This window comes from Serratia sp. szju (assembly GCF_044594185.1).
GTDB lineage: Bacteria > Pseudomonadota > Gammaproteobacteria > Enterobacterales > Enterobacteriaceae > Serratia > Serratia bockelmannii.
Genome location: NZ_CP172576.1, coordinates 4,195,650 through 4,213,989, shown reverse-complemented (window position 1 = coordinate 4,213,989; position 18,340 = coordinate 4,195,650). Strand labels below are relative to the sequence as shown.

Sequence of the window (18,340 nt, the reverse complement as noted above, 5' to 3'; positions counted from 1 at the left end):
TGAGAAAAATAGGTTACTGCTGATAAAAAAAACGCCGCAAAGCGGCGTTTTGATCAAGGCAATTATGTCACGTTTTATATTACAGCACGTGTACCGAGGCAGTGTTGGTGGTGCCGCTCGGCACCAGCGCGCCGGAAACCATCACCACGACGTCGCCTTTTTGCGCCAGGCCGCTGGCCAGCGCGGCTTCTTTACCGATGCGGTAGAAGTCGTCGGTAGAAGCGATTTCCTTGACCATCTGCGGGATGACGCCTTTGCTCAGCACCAGCTGATGCGCGGTAGTCTCATTGGTGGTCAGCGCCAGGATCACCGCGTTCGGGAAGTATTTACGCACGGATTTCGCTGACTTGCCGCCGCTGGTGGCGACGACGATCAGCGGCGCGTCCAGTTTCTCGGCGGTTTCAACCGCGCCACGGCACACCGCTTCGGTGATGCGCAGCTTGCGGCGATCGTTCAGGGAGTCGATGCGGCTTGGCATCACGCGATCGGTGCGCTCGCAGATGGTCGCCATGATGTTGACCGCTTCCAGCGGATATTTGCCCTTGGCGCTCTCGCCGGACAGCATGACAGCATCGGTGCCGTCCAGGATGGCGTTGGCAACGTCGCCGGCTTCCGCACGGGTAGGGCGCGGGTTTTTGATCATGGAATCGAGCATCTGGGTGGCGGTGATCACCACTTTACGCGCACGGTTGCATTTTTCGATCATCATCTTCTGGGCGAAGATCACTTCTTCGACCGGGATCTCCACGCCCAGATCGCCGCGGGCAACCATGATGCCGTCGGATGCTTCGAGGATTTCGTCGAAGTTGTTCAGGCCTTCCTGGTTCTCGATCTTGGAGATGATCTGGATCTGCTCGCCGCCGTGCGCTTTCAGGTGCTCGCGGATCTCCAGCACGTCGGAACGTTTACGGATGAAGGACGCCGCCACGAAGTCGACGCCTTGCTCGCAGCCGAAGATCAGGTCGCGTTTGTCTTTTTCGGCCAGCGCAGGCAGCTGGATGGACACGCCCGGCAGGTTGACGCCTTTGTTCTCGCCCAGGTCGCCGTTGTTCAGCACCTTACAAACGACTTCGTTCTCGGTCACGTTGGTGACTTCCATGCCGATCAGGCCGTCGTCAACCAGCACGGTGTTACCGATCTTCAGGTCGGCGGCGAAGCCGGCGTAGGTGACCGCTACGCGATCGCTGTTGCCGATCACACTCTGGTCTGTGGTGAAGGTGAAGGTTTGGCCGGCGACCAGCGAGGCGTCTTTACCGCCTTCCAATTTCATGGTGCGAATTTCCGGGCCTTTGGTATCCAGCAGGATGCCGGCGTTGATACCGGTTTTCGCCATCACGGCGCGCATGTTCTTGATGCGGTTGCCGTGCTCTTCATAGTCGCCGTGAGAGAAGTTGAGACGCATCACGTTCATGCCCGCATTGAGCAGGTTGGTCAGCATTTCTTCCGATTCGGTTTTTGGACCGATGGTACAAACAATTTTGGTCTTTTTCATGGCGGAGTTTTCTACAAGTTGTGATGGATAAAAAAACGAATTTGACCGGCGCTATTTACGCCGATAGGGAATTTGAGCCGTGCCTGGTGGTGAAAAACATAGTTAAGGATAGGTGACGACAGTTGAAGTGGGGCGGAAAAATTCAGCCCGCGCGGGGGCGCGGAGATGCTGCGCAACGGGGTGAGATGAAATCGTGTTGTTATTGCGTTTTCGCAGATCAAGGGCTGAAACCATTCAACTGATAGACGTTGCGCATTATAAAGGCTAAGCGGCGGGAAACAAAATAAAAAACCGCAGCGGTGTGGCGGATATGTCAAAACGGGGGCAAATGTGGCGCAAATGCAACGCGTTGCGTACAGCTTGTTGCGCAAATAACCTTGCTGTAAATACGGCTTAGCGCGTTTGCGGGATTTCCAGCAGCACGCCGGCGCTCAGGCAGAAGCAGCCGCTGGCGACGTTGGCCGGCAGGATCAGGCTCTCGCCGGCCCGTACTGTCCGCGTATCGCCGCCGAGGGTGAACTCGAATTCACCCGATATCACCCGGGTTTGCAGCGCATGCGGGGGCTTTTGCAGTTGGCCAAAAGCGCCGGCCTCGAAACGCACTTCCGCCGCCGGCGAACCGTCGCTCATCACTCCTTCACGGCGGGCAAGGCCATTGTCGAGCGGTAAAAAGGCGGTTTTGGCGGTGAAGGTGGTCATGTGGCGTTCCTGATGGTGGATGGCGGTAGTTCGGCGCAATCGACATGAGAAATCGAGCGGTCGAGCAGAGACGAAACAACGGGAAGTATAACGCGATAGGGGGAGAGATAAATCAGCAATATGGTGCGTCCGAGTGGACTCGAACCACCGACCCCCACCATGTCAAGGTGGTGCTCTAACCAACTGAGCTACGGACGCACTGCACTGCTTCTGGAATTTGGTGCGTCCGAGTGGACTCGAACCACCGACCCCCACCATGTCAAGGTGGTGCTCTAACCAACTGAGCTACGGACGCACTGTACTGCTTCTGGAATTTGGTGCGTCCGAGTGGACTCGAACCACCGACCCCCACCATGTCAAGGTGGTGCTCTAACCAACTGAGCTACGGACGCATCTTTTCCTGTCTGTCATGGCTGACAGCGGGGACGAATATTAACGAGCTACCTGCGCGCTGGCAAGGGGAAAAGCGCAATTTTATTCGGTATTTCACGCGATTGCTGAGGTTGTGCGCAGTCCGGCGTTTTTTTCCGCAAACCGCAGCCCGGCCGGGGATGAAACCGGCCGGGAGCGGATTCAGCGCGTGGATCGCTGCAGGATGACGGCGGTCGGCTGTTTCTGCAGCCAGCGCATACGCAGCGCCATCATGATGGCGGCGAAGGTCAGGCCAATGATAAAGCCGATCCAGAAGCCGCTTGGCCCCATTGCCGGCACCACCACGTCGGTTAACGCCAGCAGATAGCCGCTCGGCAGGCCCAATACCCAATAAGCGATAAAGGTGATGAAGAAGATCGCTCGGGTGTCTTTATAACCACGTAGCACGCCGCTGCCGATCACCTGGATCGAGTCCGAAATTTGGTACAGCGCCGCCAACAGCATCAGCTGCGAGGCCATAGCCACCACCGCCGGGCTGTCGTTGTACAGCAGGGCGATCGGTTCGCGCAAGGTGGCGGTAAACAGCGCGGTGCAGACGGCCATGGTGATGCCGACGCCGATGGCGGAATAGGCGGCGACGCGCGCGCCTTCGACCGAGCCTTCCCCCAGACGATAACCGACGCGGATGGTGGCGCCGACGCCCAGCGACAGCGGCAGCACGAACATCAGCGCGCTGAAGTTAAGCGCGATCTGGTGGCCGGCGACCGCGACGATCCCGAGCGGCGAAACCAGCAACGCCACCACGGCGAACAGCGTGACTTCGAAGAACAGCGCCAGCGCCACCGGCATGCCGATGCCGATCAGGCGCTTCAGCGCTGCCCAGTCCGGGCCGCCGAGATCGCCGGCCTGGCGTTTGATGTCGCGCTGCGACGGCGCGCGCTTCACGTACCAGCGCATCATCAGGAACATGATCCAGTAGACGCTGCCGGTGGCGACGCCGCAGCCGACGCCGCCGAGTTCCGGCATGCCGAACTTGCCGTAGATGAAGATGTAGTTGATCGGGATATTCACCAGCAGGCCGAGGAAGCCGATCACCATGCCGGGCTTGGTTTTAGACAACCCCTCGCACTGGTTGCGCATCACCTGGAAGAACAGGTAGCCCGGCGCCCCCCACATGATGGCGTGCAGGTAGCCGACGGCTTTATCCGCCAGCTGCGGATCGATGTTGTGCATCATGTCGATGACGAACTTGCAGTTATACAGCACGACGATCAGCAGTACGGAGACGCCGGAGGCCAGCCAAAAACCCTGGCGCACCTGATGGCCGATACGATCGCGGCGGCCGGCACCGTTGAGCTGAGCGATAACTGGGGTCAACGCCAGCAGCAGACCGTGGCCGAACAGGATGGCCGGCAGCCAGATTGAGGTGCCGACCGCCACCGCCGCCATGTCGGTGGCGCTGTAAGCGCCGGCCATGATGGTATCCACCACGCCCATAGCGGTTTGCGATATTTGCGCGATAATGACCGGGATAGCGAGAGCCAATAAACTACGCGCTTCAATTAAGTACTTCTGCACGCATACACCTTTTCTATTTATATATGTGGGAGGGAGGGCTGCCGCGAGAGGACAACAATTAAAATAGCGGAATTTTGTCAAAAAGATTGTACCTGCTCGGCGTCGTTAAGCAAACGCTGCAGATAAATAGTTATTAAATGCGCAGCCATTCCTTTTTTACCGTCGCGGATTTGGTTTTCAGCGCCAACTGGGGCAAACTGCCGGTAGCGTTTTAACCTATTTAGCAAGAAGAGGCACATATGTTCACCGGTATCGTACAAGGCACCGCGCCGCTGGTCGCCATTGATGAGAAACCTAATTTCCGCACCCACGTGATCGAAATGCCTACCGAGCTGCTGCCGGGGCTGGAGCTGGGCGCGTCGGTGGCCCATAACGGCTGCTGCCTGACCGTCACCGCGGTGGAAGGCAACCGCGTCAGCTTCGATTTGATCAAAGAAACGTTGCGCCTGACCAACCTCGGCGATCTGGCGCTGGGCGACATCGTCAATATCGAGCGCGCGGCGAAGTTCAATGATGAAATTGGCGGCCATTTGATGTCCGGCCATATTATCTGCACGGCGGAGGTGGCCAAGATTTATACCTCGGAAAATAACCGCCAGGTATGGCTGCGCATGCCGGATGCGGAATTGATGAAATATGTGCTGCACAAAGGTTTCATCGGCATCGACGGCATTAGCCTGACCATCGGCGAAGTGGTGAATAACCGTTTCTGCGTGCACCTGATCCCGGAAACGCTGGATCGCACCACGCTGGGTAAAAAACGCCTCGGCGACAAGGTGAACATCGAGATCGATCCGCAAACGCAGGCGGTGGTGGACACCGTCGAGCGCGTGCTGGCCAACCGGGAAGCGACGCTGGCGGCGGCGGTGGCGCCGGCGCACAAAGACTGACAGCGATTCGGGCGTTGCCGCCGGAATCGAATCATAAGCAGAGAGGAGAAACGCGTGAAGTTTTATGGGAAAACGTTGTTGTTAACCGCGTTGCTGGCGCTGAGCGCCTGCAGCAGTTCGCCTGAGCAGGGCGCGGGCGCGCAAATGGCCGATGCGGACGATACCTGTGGCGCATCACAGTATCAAAACTTCGTCGGCAAACCGATGACCTCGCTGGAAGGCGTACGGATCGACGCCAAGGTGCGAGCCATTCCGTACAACTCTGCCGTCACCATGGATTTCAACCTGCGCCGCCTGAACTTCCTTGGCGACAGCGACGATAAAATCATCCGCGTTTACTGCGGCTAAGCCGTACGCTTCGAACGAGCAAAAAAGGCCCCGGCGATGTGACTACCGGGGCCTTTTTTGTCGGGCAAGTGGCTTAGCGGGCGACGCGGATGCCGCCTTCAACGCCTTTCGGGCTGAATACCACCTGCCACAGTTGCAGATCGCGCGCCCGGAACGCGCCGGCGCAGGCGTTCAGGTAATAGCTGAACATCCGCTCGAAGCGTTCGGAGTAGCGCGGGGCAAGCTGCGGCCACGCCTGTTTGAAGCGCTCGAACCAGGCCATCAGCGTGCGATCGTAGTCGGCGCCGATGTTGTGCCAGTCTTCCATCACGAAATGGCCTTCGCTGGCTTCGGCGATATGGCTCACTGAAGGCAGGCAGCCGTTCGGGAAGATATATTTGTTGATCCACGGATCGACGTTCATGTCGGTTTTGTTGGAACCGATGGTGTGCAGCAGGAACAGGCCGTGCGGCGCTAAATTGCGTTCTACCACATTGAAATAGGTGCGGTAGTTTTTCGGCCCGACGTGCTCGAACATGCCGACCGAGACAATGCGATCAAACTGCTGATGAAGATCGCGATAATCCTGCAGCAGGATCTGCACATCCAGCCCGGCGCAGCGAGCCTGGGCCAGCTTCTGTTGTTCGGCGGAAATGGTCACGCCGACCACCGACACGCCGTAATGCTTCGCCGCATAGGCAGAGAGGCCGCCCCAGCCGCAGCCGATGTCCAGTAAGCGCATGCCTGGCTGCAGCTGCAGTTTTTCGCAGATCATCCGCAGCTTCGCTTCCTGCGCTTCCTCCAGCGTGGTGGCGTCTTTCCAGTAGCCGCAGGAATACTGCATGTAAGGATCGAGCATCAGGGTAAACAGATCGTTGCCAAGATCGTAATGTTCTTTGCCGACGATCCAGGCGCGCTTTTTCGATTGCAGGTTGGTCAGGCGCGCGGCGGCGATCCGCAGGGTATCTTTCAGGTGGTGGGGAAGTTTCTTCTCCAGCCCGGCGCTGACCACGCGCTGGAAGAATATATCCAGCCGTTCGCACTCCCACCAACCGTCCATATAACTTTCGCCGAGGCCCAGTGACCCTTGTTGCAAAACGCGTTTAAAGAATTCGGGATTTTTAACCTGAATATCGAAAGGGCGCGATCCATTGATTTCGATACCGGCCAGACCGAGCATTTCGTGCGCGATGCGATACCACTGGTTATCCTGGATGCTCAGATCTTCTATACACGATGAACTCATAGCTTCTCCATCACCTTCTTCTGACTGATGACCCGTTAGGAAACAGCTTAGACAATTTCTGCGGGTGCATACGTATACCGACGGGAAATAAGCCCGCGGCGTCTGATATCCGACTATGAACAGAGGAAATTTAAAGAAACGACCCGACGCAAATGGCGCAGGATAAACGCCTCTTTAAAAAAGAGTGTGACGCAAGACGCGTACACAAGAGCTAATTGAGATATAGAGATTATAAGGTGTTACTTTATAAAGTTGTTTTTGAGTATAGGCGTGCCGAGGCGTTGACTCAACTGTAAATCGCACTCGGCGCGCATATTCTTTAAGTGATTATTAAGCTTGGCAATTATGACGCTGAGTTAGCATGTTTCCGCTGCGCCTTTTGCTGCGCATCGCCCGCTTTTCCCCGCTGGAGGAAATAGCCCAGCGCGGCGAGGATCACCGTAGACACCATCACCGTCACCGTCGCCAGCAGCGGCTGGGCAATAAACGCCGACACCATCATGCTCGCCACAAAACACAGCCCCAACTGCAGCGTATTTTGCAGCGCGGCGGCTTTGCCGCTGCTTTCCGGGAACGGCATCAGCGCATTCGCCACCATGATCGGGTAGCCCGCGCCGTTGACCAGCGCCATCACGCAGAACGGGATCAGCAGCGTGGTGAGCGTCGGAGTGGTTACGGTCGCCACCAGATACAGCGCCACCATGCTGACACCATAAGCTACCAGCAGCCACGGCAGTAGGGTTTTGCCATTGATGCGTTTGAGCGCGGCGCGGCAGCCATAGCCCCCCAGCAGGAAAGCCAGCGTCTGCGGCACATAGCTCAGACCAATGTCGCTCGGGCCATAGCCCATATCACCAAGGATGAACGGCGAGCCGGTCAACCAGGCAAAGAAGCCGGCCGAGCAGGCGGCGTACATGGCGACGTTGCCGCTGAACACCGGGGATTTCAATAATTGCCAAAAACTGACGCTGCTTTTTGGCGCATCGGCAGAGGGTTGAGTTTTGGCGCGATCTTTGAGCAGCAACGTCGGCAGCAGCAGCAGGGCGGTGATGGCCAGCAACACGGCGAAGATCGCACGCCAGCTGGCGTGGTTAAGCAGCCAGGCGCCAAGCAGCGGCGCCAGCGCTGGCGACAGCGCGACCAGCGGCATGATGGTGGCGAATACGCGATTGGCCTGGCCTTCGCGATAGCGGTCGACCACCAGCGCTTGCCAGATGGCGGCGGCGGAACAGACGCCGACGGCCTGAATAAAGCGCAGTATCCAGAGCTGCACGGCATTTTCCACCCACAGCATGCCCAGGCAGCCGAACGCGAACAGCGTCAGGCCAATCAATAATACCGGTTTGCGGCCCAGCCGGTCGGAGAGCGGCCCCCACAGCAGCTGCGCGAAGGCGAAGCCGGCCAGAAATATGCTCAGGCTGGCGCTGACCGCGCCGGCGGAAATTTGCAGTTCCTCCCGCATGGCGCCAAAGGCGGGCAGGTACATATCGGTCGCCAGATAACCCAGCATGCTCAGGCCGGCGAGATAGAACATAAAACCAAAGGAGTTTCGCATGGTATTTCTCGTTAATATTTTAGTGTCGCAGGTTTTTAGCGCCGGCCAGTGTATCCGGCTGGATCTCTGCTTGTGAAACGGTAATATTTGCAAAGTGCTGTTAAAAAAATTGAAGGCAAAGCGATGTGGTCTGAATATTCTCTTGAAGTGGTTGACGCGGTGGCGCGCACCGGCAGTTTCAGCGCGGCGGCGCAGGAGCTGCACCGGGTGCCGTCGGCGGTGAGCTACACCGTGCGGCAGTTGGAACAATGGCTGGCGGTGCCGCTGTTTGAGCGGCGTCACCGTGATGTGGAGCTGACGCCGGCCGGCGCGTTATTTATCAAGGATGCGCGAGCTGTTATCAAAAAAATGCTCGACACACGCCGCCATTGTCAGCAGGTGGCTAACGGGTGGCGCGGTCAGCTGAATATCGCCGTGGACATCATCGTCAAACCGCAGCGCAGCCGCCAACTGGTGCTGGATTTCTACCGCCATTTCCCCGACGTTGAACTGATGTTGCAACCCGAGGTGTTTAACGGCGTGTGGGATGCGTTGGTGGACGGCAGGGCGGATATGGCGATTGGCGCCACCCGCGCGGTGCCGGTCGGCGGCGGCTTCGCCTTTCGCGACATGGGGGATATGAACTGGCTGTGCGTGGTCAGCCCGCAGCACCCGCTGGCGCAATTGGCAGGGGCGTTGAATGACGATCGGCTTAGGCCGTACCCTGCGCTTTGTCTGGAGGACACTTCGCGCAATCTGCCCAAGCGTGTCACTTGGACGCTGGATAACCAGCGGCGGCTGGTGGTGCCGGACTGGACCTCGGCGTTCGACTGTCTGTGCGCCGGGCTGTGCGTCGGTATGATGCCGGCGCATCTGGCGCTGCCGCGGGTGCAGCGCGGTGAGTTGAAGGCGTTGCAGCTGCAGCAGCCGTTTCCCGCCAGCCCGTGCTGCCTGACCTGGCAGCAGGATAAACCGTCACCGGCGATGAGCTGGCTGCTGGCGTATCTGGGTGATGGAGAGACGTTGAATCAGGAGTGGCTGAGTGAGGTGGAGCCGGAAGCTGCGCAGGCTTCCGGCGCGGGGGATTAGCGGCGGTAGTCGATGAACGGGCCGTCGGCGACCGAGCGGCGTTCGATCAGCTTCGGATGCACTTCGATCACCTGCGACTCTTCGCGCTTGCTGATGATGCGATCTAGCAGCATGGTGAAGGCCATTTCGCCCAGGCGCTCTTTCGGCTGGTGAATGGTGGTCAGCGCCGGGGTGAAGTAGCGGGCGTTGCGCACATTGTCGTAGCCGATCACGGAAATATCCTGCGGCACGCGCAGGCCCAGCTCGTCGGCGGCGCAGATGGCCCCCATCGCCATGATATCACCGCCGCAGAATACCGCGGTCGGCCGCTGTTTTTGCGACAGGATTTGGTGCATCGCCTTATAGCCGGACTCCGGCTCGAAGTCACCCTGGACGATCCACTCTTCGCGAATGTCGATATTCGCTTCCTGCAGCGCCTTCATAAAGCCCTGGTGACGGCCACCGCCGGTGTTGCGTGACAGTTGGCCGGGAATGGCGCCGATATCGCGGTGGCCGCGCTCGATCAGGTAACGGCCGGCCAGATAGCCGCCTTCGAACGCGTTATCGATGATGGTATCGGTGAAGTCGCCGCGCGCGGCGCCCCAGTCCATCACCACCATCGGGATGTTACGGTAGTCTTCCAGCATGCCCAGCAGCTGATCCGGATACTCGGAGCACATGACCAGCAGGCCGTCGACGCGCTTTTGCGCCAGCATCGCCAGGTAGGCGCGCTGCTTGTCGAGATTATTGTGCGAGTTGCACAGGATCAGGGTGTAGCCTTTGCTGTAGCAGCTGTTTTCCACCGCCTCGATCACTTCGGCAAAGTAGGGGGCTTCGCTCGAGGTGGCCAGCAGGCCGATCGACTTGGTGTGATTGACTTTCAGGCTGCGCGCCACGGCGCTCGGCGAGTAGTGCAGCTCTTTAATGGCGGCCCACACGGCCGCTTTGGTCTCTTCGGCGACGAAACGAGTCTTATTGATGACGTGCGAAACGGTGGTGGTGGAAACGCCCGCGCGTTTGGCCACATCTTTAATCGTTGCCATGTAAGGAATGACTCCTGAACTCACATGTTTACAGCATGTAAGTGTGATGTTAATCGTTTGCCTACGTAGATCCTTCTCCAGAGAAGCGAAAACTGAGTTTTTAGTGTGTTGAAGTCTTCAGCGCTTAATCAGGAGGGGCATGAATGCCGGTACGCAGTTGTGAACTGCGAATTTTGTCGCATATTGAACAAAAGTGGAAGAGGTAATCGAGATTATAAACCGGGAAATGATAACAAGATTTTATCGGCGAACTGTGGGAAAATGATTTGACGTACTAATTGTGCGCCTTTTATCCTTAGGAAAGCCCATTTTAAAGGAGTTGTCATGGATACCGAATTGAAGATGTCGCTGTTCACTACCGTCTGCGCGCTGGCGGTCATTATCGCTTTCAGCTTCGTTGCCGCGTTGAACTGATTTACCCCCGGTTATAAAAAAGGCGCAGCCAGGCTGCGCCTCATCACCTCAGAACCTGCGCTTACGCCAGGTTTTCCGCTGCGAAGGTCCAGTTGACCAACGCCCAGAAGTTTTCCAGGTATTTTGGACGCGCATTGCGGTAATCGATGTAATACGCATGTTCCCACACGTCAACGGTCAGCAGCGGTTTGTCTTCACCGGTCAGCGGGGTGGCCGCGTTGGAGGTGTTGACGATCGCCAGCGCGCCGTCCGGTTTTTTCACCAGCCAGGTCCAGCCGGCACCGAAGTTTTTCACTGCGGCATCGGTGAACTGCTCTTTGAACGCAGCGAAAGAGCCGAAGGATTTGACGATCGCTGCCGCCAGTTCGCCCTGCGGTTCACCGCCGCCCTGTGGTGACAGGCAGTGCCAGTAGAAGGTGTGGTTCCACACCTGCGCGGCGTTGTTGAAGACGCCGCCGTTAGAGGTCTTGATGATCTCTTCGAGCGATTTGCCCTCGAACTCGCTGCCTTTCACCAGGTTGTTCAGGTTAACCACGTAGGTGTTGTGGTGCTTGCCGTAGTGGTATTCCAGGGTCTCGGCGGAGATGTGCGGCTCGAGCGCGTTTTTCTCATACGGTAATGCAGGTAATTCAAACGACATTGCTTCCTCCTTTACAGCGCCATTCGCCTCTCGCCGGGCGAGAGTCATATGGGCCGTTTTTTATTGTGGTCATTCAATCTTAACAATTTTCATCATAAAAAACAGGAAGAAAAGCGAGAAATGCGCGTGGGGAGGTGCGATGGGCGATAGCTTGAGCAGGCGGTTGCGACCGGGGCCGCAACCGCACAGAGCAGGGAATTAACGGATAGTTTTCGGCGTTACTACGCGGCGTGCGCCGATGTAGTGGTTCTGCCAATAGTCGTTGTCGAGCTGGCTGATGCGGATCTCTTCACCGGTGCGCGGTGACTGGATGAATTTGCCGTTGCCGAGGTAGACGCCAACATGGTCCGCCACGCCGCGGTTGTTGATGCGGAAGAACACCAGATCGCCGCTTTCCAGTTCGCTTTTCTTGATCGGCGCCGCGTCGCGCAGGTGATACATCTCGTTGGCGGTGCGCGGCATTTTGATTTTCACCACGTCTTTATAGGCGTAATAGATAAGGCCGCTGCAGTCGAAGCCGGTGCGCGGCGAACTGCCGCCCCAGCGATAAGGCTTGCCCATCTGATCCATCAGCTTGGCCATCGCGGTCTGTTTGGCGTGTTGGTAGCGTTTTTTGTGCGCCGGGCTAAGTTTTAACGGCTTTTCGTCACGCGCCAGTTTGGCGGTGGCCATACCGGCTTCGCGGTGGCGACCATAGCCTTTTTTATAGCCCTTCTTCGGCGGGGTGACTTTAATCTTGGCAGTTTTCTGCGCTTTGGCCTTGGGTTTTGCGCTGGCGATCTTTTTCGCGCTTTTCTCGCTTTTCGCCTTGGCGGTCTTGGTTTTTTTCGCGGGGGCCGTCACTTTGGCTTTTTTAGCGGCTTTGTCCGCTTTCTTTTTTCTGCGGTCATCGGGCCGCGCTTCATTAGCATGGCTTTTACGCTGCTCGGCGGCAACACGCGCCTGTGGCGCAGCGTGCGCCAAATTGAAGAAGAGCTGCGTAAACAGCAGCGCAAAGAGCGTAAGAATTAAACGCATGTCGACGTCACCAACCTTGGCCCCGAAGCGGATATCGAAAGAGTTACAGTATTCCCGAATTTCGCCATATAAAACAGCGAAGAACTCATAAATAATAATCCATATTGTGAGAAAACGTTAATGACATTTTTTTTGTTTCAAAATCAGCCTGTTGGTGTATAAAAAAGCGCCAGTCGGCGGTGGCGGATATAATTAAGTCGCGCCGTCATCGCGGCGCAATATATTAGTGAAATGGTCGGATTAAAAATGTTATTCTCAACGTATGTTTTGACCGGAATGACGTGGCCGGTGAAACGCGATCGGCGGCGGGCGAATATCCTTGCAAAAGATGGCGTTTTCTTGCGACTGTTCCAGCCGCTACAATAGCCCGCGTGATGCATGTTGTAGCCATGAAATGTGGCTTGAGGAAGCAATAAATGACGACGACACTTGAAAAAATTCAGCACCAGATCGCTGAAAACCCGATTCTGCTGTACATGAAAGGTTCGCCAAAGCTGCCGAGCTGTGGCTTCTCCGCGCAGGCAGTGCAAGCGCTGTCCGCCTGCGGCGAGCGTTTCGCCTACGTGGATATTCTGCAAAACCCGGACATCCGCGCCGAATTGCCAAAATACGCCAACTGGCCGACGTTCCCGCAGCTGTGGGTAGACGGTGAGCTGGTCGGCGGTTGCGATATCATCATCGAAATGTATCAGCGCGGCGAACTGCAGCAGCTGATCAAAGAAACGGCAGAAAAGTATAAAGCGCAGGAAGACCAGCAGTCTTAATCGACAGGCTTGTGGTTATCGCGTAACGGGCGGCGCCAGTGCAAACTGGGCCGCCTTTTTTGTTGGGCTTATTCAGCGAGATCGCCGGCGGGCAGCGGCCAGCCGCCGAGACGTTTCCAGCGGTTAACCAGCTCGCAAAACAGCAGGGCGGTTTGCTCGGTGTCGTACAGCGCAGAGTGCGCCTGGCTGCTGTCGAACGGCATACCGGCGGCGATGCAGGCTTTCGCCAACACCGTTTGGCCCAGCACCAGGCCGCTCAGCGCAGCGGTGTCGAAGGTGGCGAACGGATGGAACGGATTGCGCTTCAGGCCGGCACGTTCGGCCGCAGCCATCAGGAAGCTGTGATCGAAGTTGGCGTTGTGCGCCACGATAATGGCCCGGTTGCACCCGCGCTCCTTGAGCCCTTTGCGCACCGCTTTGAAAATGGCGTGCAGCGCGTCGTATTCGCTGACCGCGCCGCGCAACGGGTTGTGCGGATCGATGCCGTTAAACGCCAGCGCTTCCGGCTGCAGGTTGGCGCCCTCGAAAGGCTCCACGTGGAAGTGCAGAGTCTCGTCCTGCTGCAGCCAGCCATCTTCATCCATTTTCAGCGTCACGGCGGCGATCTCCAGCAACGCATCGGTATTGGCGTTGAAGCCGGCGGTTTCAACATCTATTACTACGGGATAAAACCCACGAAAACGACCACTCAGGGCGTTAAGATCACTTTTTTCGGCCATCAGTTTCTTATCTTCATCGAATGCAGCGCGCATTATGGCAAATTTTGCGCCCGGTTGCAGGCGCTATCGCGCGGAGAATCAGCAGGGCGCCAGCGCGCCCTGAAGGGGTGGCTTAATGGCCGAGGCCCTGACCGGCGTGTTTGTTTTCGATCAGCTCAATTTTGTAGCCGTCCGGATCTTCGACGAAGGCGATCACCGTGGTGCCGCCTTTCACCGGGCCGGCTTCGCGGGTGACCTTGCCGCCTGCGCGACGGATGCTGTCGCAGGTGGCGGCAACGTCGTCTACGCCCAATGCCAGGTGGCCGAAGGCGGTGCCCATGTCGTAGCTGTCGGTGCCCCAGTTATAGGTCAGTTCGATAACCGCGCCTTCGCTCTCTTCCGTATAGCCGACGAAAGCCAGGGAGTATTTGTACTCCGGGTTTTCGCTGGTGCGCAGCAGACGCATGCCTAATACCTTGGTGTAAAAGTCGATGGCACGTTGCAGGTCACCGACGCGGATCATGGTATGGAGTAAGCGCATAATTCCTCTGAATTGACTGTGCCGTGGCAGACGGCGGGTGGATTGAAGCACAAGCGAGTATAGCCTTGTCCTACAAGGGAATTCAATGTGACGAATGAGTGACAATGTCACATGTCGGGGTTGGAGCGGTGGTGTTTAAATATTGATCGAGCGTACCGATCGATACGAAGTAATTGATCTGCACAATCAATTATCAATTCCCCACATAACCGTGTAGAAATTGAACTGCAGCATAAACAACACCAGGGAACCCCGGCCCGCCTTGTGCGGGCCTTTTTGCGCGCGGCGCATAAAAAACGGCCATGCGATTGCGTGGCCGTTGGGGTCAGGACGGGTTACTTCGCCAGAAACGGATAGTCGGTATAGCCTTCGGCACCACCGCCGTAGAAGGTTTCTGGCTTAGGTTCGTTCAGCGGGGCGTGCTGACGGAAACGCTCGACCAGATCCGGGTTGGCGATATAGCTGCGGCCGAAGGCCACCGCGTCGATGAAGCCTTTTTCGATTAACGCTTCGGCTTTTTCGGCGGTGTAGGCGCCAGCGCCGACGATCACCCCTTTAAAGTGGGCGCGCACCGAGTCGCGGAAGGCGTCGGAATACGGTTTGCCACCGGCCCAGTCCGGTTCGGAGATGTGCAGGTAAGCGATGTTGCGCTTATTCAGCTCCTCCACCAAATACAGCGCCGCTTCTTCCTGATCTTCACCGTTGTCCAGCCCATTGAACGGCCCCAGCGGCGAGATACGAATACCGATGTGCTCGGAACCCCATTCGGCAATGGTGGCATCGACTACTTCCAGCGTCAGGCGGGTGCGGTTCTCAATGCTGCCACCGTATTGATCGGTACGTTGGTTGGAAGCCGGTGACATGAACTGGTGCAGCAGATAGCCGTGGGCCGCATGCAGTTCGATGAAGTCGAAGCCGGCGTCACGCGCGTTGGCGGTCGCCTGGCGGAAATCGTTAACGATGCCCGGGATCTCGCTGGTTTCCAGCGCGCGCGGCGTAGAGGTCGGTACGCGTACCCAGGCGCCGGTTTCATCACGCACGGTGGTGCGGGTGTCGGCGTTGATTGCCGAAGGCGCGACCGGCGCTTGCCCGCCCGGCTGCAGGCTGGCGTGGGAGATGCGGCCTACATGCCACAGCTGTACGGCGATGTGGCCGTTTTTGTCGTGTACCGCCTGCGTGATGTGTTTCCACGCGGCGATCTGTTCCGGGGTATGCAGGCCTGGCGCACCGGCGTAGCCTTTCGCCTGGAAGGAGATCTGCGTCGCTTCGGTCACGATCAGGCCGGCGCTGGCGCGCTGCGCATAATATTCCGCCATCAGTGGCGTAGGAATATCGCCCGGTTCGATGCTGCGCAAACGCGTCAGCGGAGCCATAAACACGCGGTTGGGCAGGGTGACGGCGCCAACCTTCAGCGGAGAGAGCAATTTTTCAGTCTTCATAGTGCATCCTGTATTTAATAGACCGGTCGTCTAGTGATGGGCGATAAAAAACACGAACTGCATTTTCACGAAAAAAGACGGTGGTGTTACGGCTGCGGCGGGCGCAGCAGCAACTCGATGCTTTCCAGCGCGCTGGTTAACGGCGCCAGCGAGTGACGGATCTTGGCGCGCAACGAGGCGCCGAGCCACAGTGAATACAGCGTTTCTGCGGTTGCCGCGGGGCTCATGGCCACCGACAGCGAGCCCTCTGCGATACCGCGCTCGATGGCCTCCTGCAAGTGGCCGATCACGCGAGCGGTGCCCGTTTCCAGCGCATGGCGCATCGGTTCCGACAGATCGCTCACCTCGGCGGAAAGCTTCACCGCCAGGCAGGCGTTATGGCATTCGCTGCGGCAGTGATAGCTGATAGCCTGGGCGTAATAGCCGAGCAGCTGGTGGCGGGCATCGCCGCGTCTGTCGGCAAACAGCGCCTGCATCTGTGCGTCATAATGCGTGAAATAGCGTTGCAGCATCGCTTCGCCGAAGGCTTCCTTCGAGCGAAAATAGTGGTAGAACGAGCCTTTCGGCACGCCCGCGGTAGCCAGCAGTTCGCTCAGCCCCATGCCGGTAAAGCCCAGGCGCAGGCTGAGGGTTTCGCCGGTGGCGAGCAGATGTTCACGTGTATCCACGTTGCAATGCGTTGATTTGGTCATCATGGCGCCGAGCATAATAGACCGATTGGTCTAGGTCAATGGGAATAAAAAAACCGGCGCACAAAACGCCGGTTGTCTGCAAACTATTGTGCCCCAGTGGCACACGGAAGTTAAGCGCTACGCCGCGTTGCGGCAACGCTGCAGGATATCCAACTGGGATTGATATTCGCGGGTCTGTACGTTCAGCATGCCCAACAGGGTGTGGAACAGGTTGTCCTGCGACACGTCGTCCTTTTCCGCCAGCGTGTTCAGGCACTGGCGATCAATGCCGAAATTGCGCTGATAGTCGGCAGACATCCACATCAGGAAAGGCACGTGCGTTTGCTGACTCGGCGCGAAGACATAAGGCGTGCCGTGCAGATACATGCCGTTTTCCCCCAGCGATTCGCCGTGATCGGATAAATAGACCAGCGCGGTATTGAACCGATCGTCATACTGCCGCAGCAGCTTGATGGTGGCATCGAGCATTGCGTCGGTATACAGGATTGAGTTGTCGTAGGTGTTCACCAGCTGTTCATGGCTGCAATCCTGGATCTGATTGCTGTTGCAGGTTGGCGAAAACGTCTGGAATTCTGGTGTGCTGCGGCGGTAGTAAGCCGGGCCGTGGCTGCCCATCTGGTGCAGCACGATCACGCCGTCGTCATTCAGACTATTGATATAGTCGTTCAGCTTGTACAGCAGCACGTTGTCCATGCAAACCTCACCGTCACAGTCCTGCGGCAGTTTCAGCTTGGTCATGTCCACGTGCGGCACCCGGTCACAGGCACCTTTGCAGCCGCCGTCATTATCGCGCCACAGCACATTGACGCCGGCATGCGCCAGCACGTCGAGCATACCTTCTTGATGCGTTGCCTGAGTCGCGTCGTACTCCTTGCGGGGCATGTTGGAGAACATGCAGGGGACGGAGATCGCCGTTTCGGTGCCGCAAGAACTGGCGTTCTTGAAGTAGAGCACGTCGTCCTGCTTCAGGCGCGGGTTGGTTTCGCGCCCGTAACCTCCGAGGGAGAAGTTTTCGGCGCGGGCGGTTTCGCCCACCACCAGGATCACCAGCGTTTTCTTGGTCTGCTTGGCGATCAGCGGCCCTTTACGCGCGCCTTCACCGATCTTGACCAGCGGCAGATTGCGGGTGAAGTAACGTTGTTCGGTAAACTTGATGGTGCCGGCCACGAAGTTGGAAGGCGTCAACATCTTCACCACGCTTTTATTGTTGCGGATCAGCGAAGCGTAGTCTTTGTAGAACAGCGCGGCGACGATCAGGATCACCACCAACGACAGCATGACGTTAGCGGCGCGCAGCCCGACCATGTACCACCAGGGGCGAGTCTGGCGAATTTGGGTGAAGCAGACCGCTACCGCCGGCAGAATGCCGAGCAGCGCCAGCCACAATCCCATGCGCGGCGTCAGCAGCGCGGTCGCCTCCTGCGGGTTGGTTTCGAAGGCGTTTTGCATCATGTTGCCGTCGATCACCACACCATAGCTGAACATGAAATAGTTGGCTGCGGCGCTGCCGAGCAAGAAAAAGATGATCAACGGCTTACGCAGGTAGGGCACGGTCAACACGCTGAAGATAATATTCAGCGCACAAAAGATCACCACCGGCATGCTCGCCGCGAAAATCACGCTGTGGACGCTATCGAAGGTGATATACGACCAGGCGCGATGCAGGAATAACGCGTTTTGAAATAGAGTGAAGAACAGGGCGGTGGCGAGGGTAAAACCGAGGCTGTTGCACTGTAAGCGTTGACGTAACCACATTGCCAATGTCGGGATCCTGAAAGTAGATAATGTCGTGAAATCTACCGGATGAAACTTAAGAAAACCTTAGAAATTCAGAATACTGGCGACGGAGAATACGTGAAAACCGCCAGGCCTTATGGCCTGGCGGT

The 18,340-nt window shown here is 57.6% G+C and carries 18 protein-coding genes and 3 tRNA genes; 5 read left to right on the top strand and 16 right to left on the bottom strand.

Annotated elements, in window-relative coordinates; translation table 11 throughout:
• Positions 1-79: 79 nt before the first annotated feature.
• From pykF to RE418_RS19850, 6 genes are all read right to left on the bottom strand, one after another.
• Positions 80-1,492 carry a pyruvate kinase PykF gene (gene pykF / locus RE418_RS19875; protein ID WP_025302649.1) on the bottom strand — a complete coding sequence of 471 codons (1,413 nt, stop codon included), beginning with the start codon at positions 1,490-1,492 and terminating at the stop codon, positions 80-82.
• A 393-nt stretch (positions 1,493-1,885) separates the two neighbouring features.
• The gene (locus RE418_RS19870; RefSeq protein ID WP_025302650.1) at positions 1,886-2,191 is read right to left on the bottom strand and encodes a cupin; all 306 of its coding nucleotides are present in this window, start codon (positions 2,189-2,191) and stop codon (positions 1,886-1,888) included.
• Between the two features lie 121 nt (positions 2,192-2,312).
• Positions 2,313-2,389: transfer RNA gene (locus tag RE418_RS19865), tRNA-Val, on the bottom strand.
• A gap of 20 nt (positions 2,390-2,409) precedes the next feature.
• A tRNA-Val gene (locus RE418_RS19860) sits at positions 2,410-2,486 on the bottom strand.
• A 20-nt stretch (positions 2,487-2,506) separates the two neighbouring features.
• Positions 2,507-2,583, bottom strand: a tRNA-Val gene (locus RE418_RS19855).
• A gap of 181 nt (positions 2,584-2,764) precedes the next feature.
• Positions 2,765-4,141: an MATE family efflux transporter gene (locus tag RE418_RS19850; protein WP_043141143.1), complete on the bottom strand. Its 1,377-nt coding sequence runs from the start codon at positions 4,139-4,141 to the stop codon at positions 2,765-2,767.
• Positions 4,142-4,380: 239 nt separating this feature from the next.
• Between RE418_RS19850 and RE418_RS19845 the strand changes: the two genes are divergently transcribed.
• Both RE418_RS19845 and RE418_RS19840 read left to right on the top strand, forming a co-directional pair.
• A complete protein-coding gene (locus RE418_RS19845; protein ID WP_025302652.1) occupies positions 4,381-5,031 on the top strand; it encodes a riboflavin synthase in 651 nt (216 codons plus the stop codon).
• A 54-nt stretch (positions 5,032-5,085) separates the two neighbouring features.
• Positions 5,086-5,379, top strand: a complete 294-nt coding sequence (locus RE418_RS19840; RefSeq protein ID WP_016927929.1) for an I78 family peptidase inhibitor — start codon at positions 5,086-5,088, stop codon at positions 5,377-5,379.
• 73 nt (positions 5,380-5,452) lie between these two features.
• Here RE418_RS19840 and cfa read toward each other — a convergent pair whose 3' ends face one another.
• Entirely contained in the window at positions 5,453-6,604 is a 1,152-nt protein-coding gene (gene cfa, locus RE418_RS19835) for a cyclopropane fatty acyl phospholipid synthase (protein WP_043141148.1), read from the bottom strand.
• Between the two features lie 343 nt (positions 6,605-6,947).
• Positions 6,948-8,159 carry a purine nucleoside transporter PunC gene (gene punC, locus RE418_RS19830; protein WP_089180838.1) on the bottom strand — a complete coding sequence of 404 codons (1,212 nt, stop codon included), beginning with the start codon at positions 8,157-8,159 and terminating at the stop codon, positions 6,948-6,950.
• A 123-nt stretch (positions 8,160-8,282) separates the two neighbouring features.
• On the opposite strand from punC, the gene punR reads away from it, so the two are divergent.
• Positions 8,283-9,227, top strand: a complete 945-nt coding sequence (punR, locus tag RE418_RS19825) for a DNA-binding transcriptional activator PunR (RefSeq protein WP_025302655.1) — start codon at positions 8,283-8,285, stop codon at positions 9,225-9,227.
• Here the strand turns inward: punR and purR are convergent.
• A complete protein-coding gene (purR, locus tag RE418_RS19820; protein ID WP_025302656.1) occupies positions 9,224-10,249 on the bottom strand; it encodes an HTH-type transcriptional repressor PurR in 1,026 nt (341 codons plus the stop codon). The genes punR and purR overlap by 4 nt on opposite strands.
• Before the next feature lie 324 nt (positions 10,250-10,573).
• On the opposite strand from purR, the gene RE418_RS19815 reads away from it, so the two are divergent.
• Entirely contained in the window at positions 10,574-10,663 is a 90-nt protein-coding gene (locus RE418_RS19815; protein ID WP_019455989.1) for a YnhF family membrane protein, read from the top strand.
• Positions 10,664-10,724: 61 nt separating this feature from the next.
• Here RE418_RS19815 and sodB read toward each other — a convergent pair whose 3' ends face one another.
• Positions 10,725-11,303, bottom strand: coding sequence for a superoxide dismutase [Fe] (sodB, locus tag RE418_RS19810; protein ID WP_004931333.1), 579 nt, complete (start codon positions 11,301-11,303; stop codon positions 10,725-10,727).
• A gap of 198 nt (positions 11,304-11,501) precedes the next feature.
• Entirely contained in the window at positions 11,502-12,320 is an 819-nt protein-coding gene (locus tag RE418_RS19805; protein ID WP_025302657.1) for a C40 family peptidase, read from the bottom strand.
• Positions 12,321-12,736: 416 nt separating this feature from the next.
• Between RE418_RS19805 and RE418_RS19800 the strand changes: the two genes are divergently transcribed.
• Positions 12,737-13,084, top strand: a complete 348-nt coding sequence (locus RE418_RS19800; protein WP_004931329.1) for a Grx4 family monothiol glutaredoxin — start codon at positions 12,737-12,739, stop codon at positions 13,082-13,084.
• Positions 13,085-13,152: 68 nt separating this feature from the next.
• Here the strand turns inward: RE418_RS19800 and rnt are convergent, their stop codons facing one another.
• The 5 genes from rnt to eptA all read right to left on the bottom strand — a co-directional run bounded on the left by rnt (position 13,153) and on the right by eptA (position 18,209).
• The gene (rnt, locus tag RE418_RS19795; protein ID WP_049295485.1) at positions 13,153-13,836 is read right to left on the bottom strand and encodes a ribonuclease T; all 684 of its coding nucleotides are present in this window, start codon (positions 13,834-13,836) and stop codon (positions 13,153-13,155) included.
• A 79-nt stretch (positions 13,837-13,915) separates the two neighbouring features.
• Positions 13,916-14,323 carry a lactoylglutathione lyase gene (gene gloA, locus RE418_RS19790; protein WP_004931325.1) on the bottom strand — a complete coding sequence of 136 codons (408 nt, stop codon included), beginning with the start codon at positions 14,321-14,323 and terminating at the stop codon, positions 13,916-13,918.
• 335 nt (positions 14,324-14,658) lie between these two features.
• Positions 14,659-15,762, bottom strand: a complete 1,104-nt coding sequence (locus RE418_RS19785; RefSeq protein ID WP_025302658.1) for an alkene reductase — start codon at positions 15,760-15,762, stop codon at positions 14,659-14,661.
• Between the two features lie 86 nt (positions 15,763-15,848).
• The gene (locus RE418_RS19780) at positions 15,849-16,469 is read right to left on the bottom strand and encodes a TetR/AcrR family transcriptional regulator (RefSeq protein ID WP_025302659.1); all 621 of its coding nucleotides are present in this window, start codon (positions 16,467-16,469) and stop codon (positions 15,849-15,851) included.
• Positions 16,470-16,571: 102 nt separating this feature from the next.
• The gene (eptA, locus tag RE418_RS19775) at positions 16,572-18,209 is read right to left on the bottom strand and encodes a phosphoethanolamine transferase EptA (protein ID WP_089180839.1); all 1,638 of its coding nucleotides are present in this window, start codon (positions 18,207-18,209) and stop codon (positions 16,572-16,574) included.
• Positions 18,210-18,340: the final 131 nt, after the last annotated feature.

Bases quoted from the DNA above. Each gene is read 5' to 3' on its own strand.
- RE418_RS19870 (WP_025302650.1), bottom strand. From the start codon at position 2,191: ATGACCACCTTCACCGCCAAAACCGCCTTTTTACCGCTCGACAATGGC.
- RE418_RS19785 (WP_025302658.1), bottom strand. From the start codon at position 15,762: ATGAAGACTGAAAAATTGCTCTCTCCGCTGAAGGTTGGCGCCGTCACC.
- RE418_RS19780 (WP_025302659.1), bottom strand. From the start codon at position 16,469: ATGCTCGGCGCCATGATGACCAAATCAACGCATTGCAACGTGGATACA.
- RE418_RS19800 (WP_004931329.1), top strand. From the start codon at position 12,737: ATGACGACGACACTTGAAAAAATTCAGCACCAGATCGCTGAAAACCCG.
- cfa (WP_043141148.1), bottom strand. From the start codon at position 6,604: ATGAGTTCATCGTGTATAGAAGATCTGAGCATCCAGGATAACCAGTGG.
- sodB (WP_004931333.1), bottom strand. From the start codon at position 11,303: ATGTCGTTTGAATTACCTGCATTACCGTATGAGAAAAACGCGCTCGAG.
- punC (WP_089180838.1), bottom strand. From the start codon at position 8,159: ATGCGAAACTCCTTTGGTTTTATGTTCTATCTCGCCGGCCTGAGCATG.
- rnt (WP_049295485.1), bottom strand. From the start codon at position 13,836: ATGCGCGCTGCATTCGATGAAGATAAGAAACTGATGGCCGAAAAAAGT.
- gloA (WP_004931325.1), bottom strand. From the start codon at position 14,323: ATGCGCTTACTCCATACCATGATCCGCGTCGGTGACCTGCAACGTGCC.
- RE418_RS19805 (WP_025302657.1), bottom strand. From the start codon at position 12,320: ATGCGTTTAATTCTTACGCTCTTTGCGCTGCTGTTTACGCAGCTCTTC.
- pykF (WP_025302649.1), bottom strand. From the start codon at position 1,492: ATGAAAAAGACCAAAATTGTTTGTACCATCGGTCCAAAAACCGAATCG.
- purR (WP_025302656.1), bottom strand. From the start codon at position 10,249: ATGGCAACGATTAAAGATGTGGCCAAACGCGCGGGCGTTTCCACCACC.
- punR (WP_025302655.1), top strand. From the start codon at position 8,283: ATGTGGTCTGAATATTCTCTTGAAGTGGTTGACGCGGTGGCGCGCACC.
- eptA (WP_089180839.1), bottom strand. From the start codon at position 18,209: ATGTGGTTACGTCAACGCTTACAGTGCAACAGCCTCGGTTTTACCCTC.
- RE418_RS19815 (WP_019455989.1), top strand. From the start codon at position 10,574: ATGGATACCGAATTGAAGATGTCGCTGTTCACTACCGTCTGCGCGCTG.
- RE418_RS19845 (WP_025302652.1), top strand. From the start codon at position 4,381: ATGTTCACCGGTATCGTACAAGGCACCGCGCCGCTGGTCGCCATTGAT.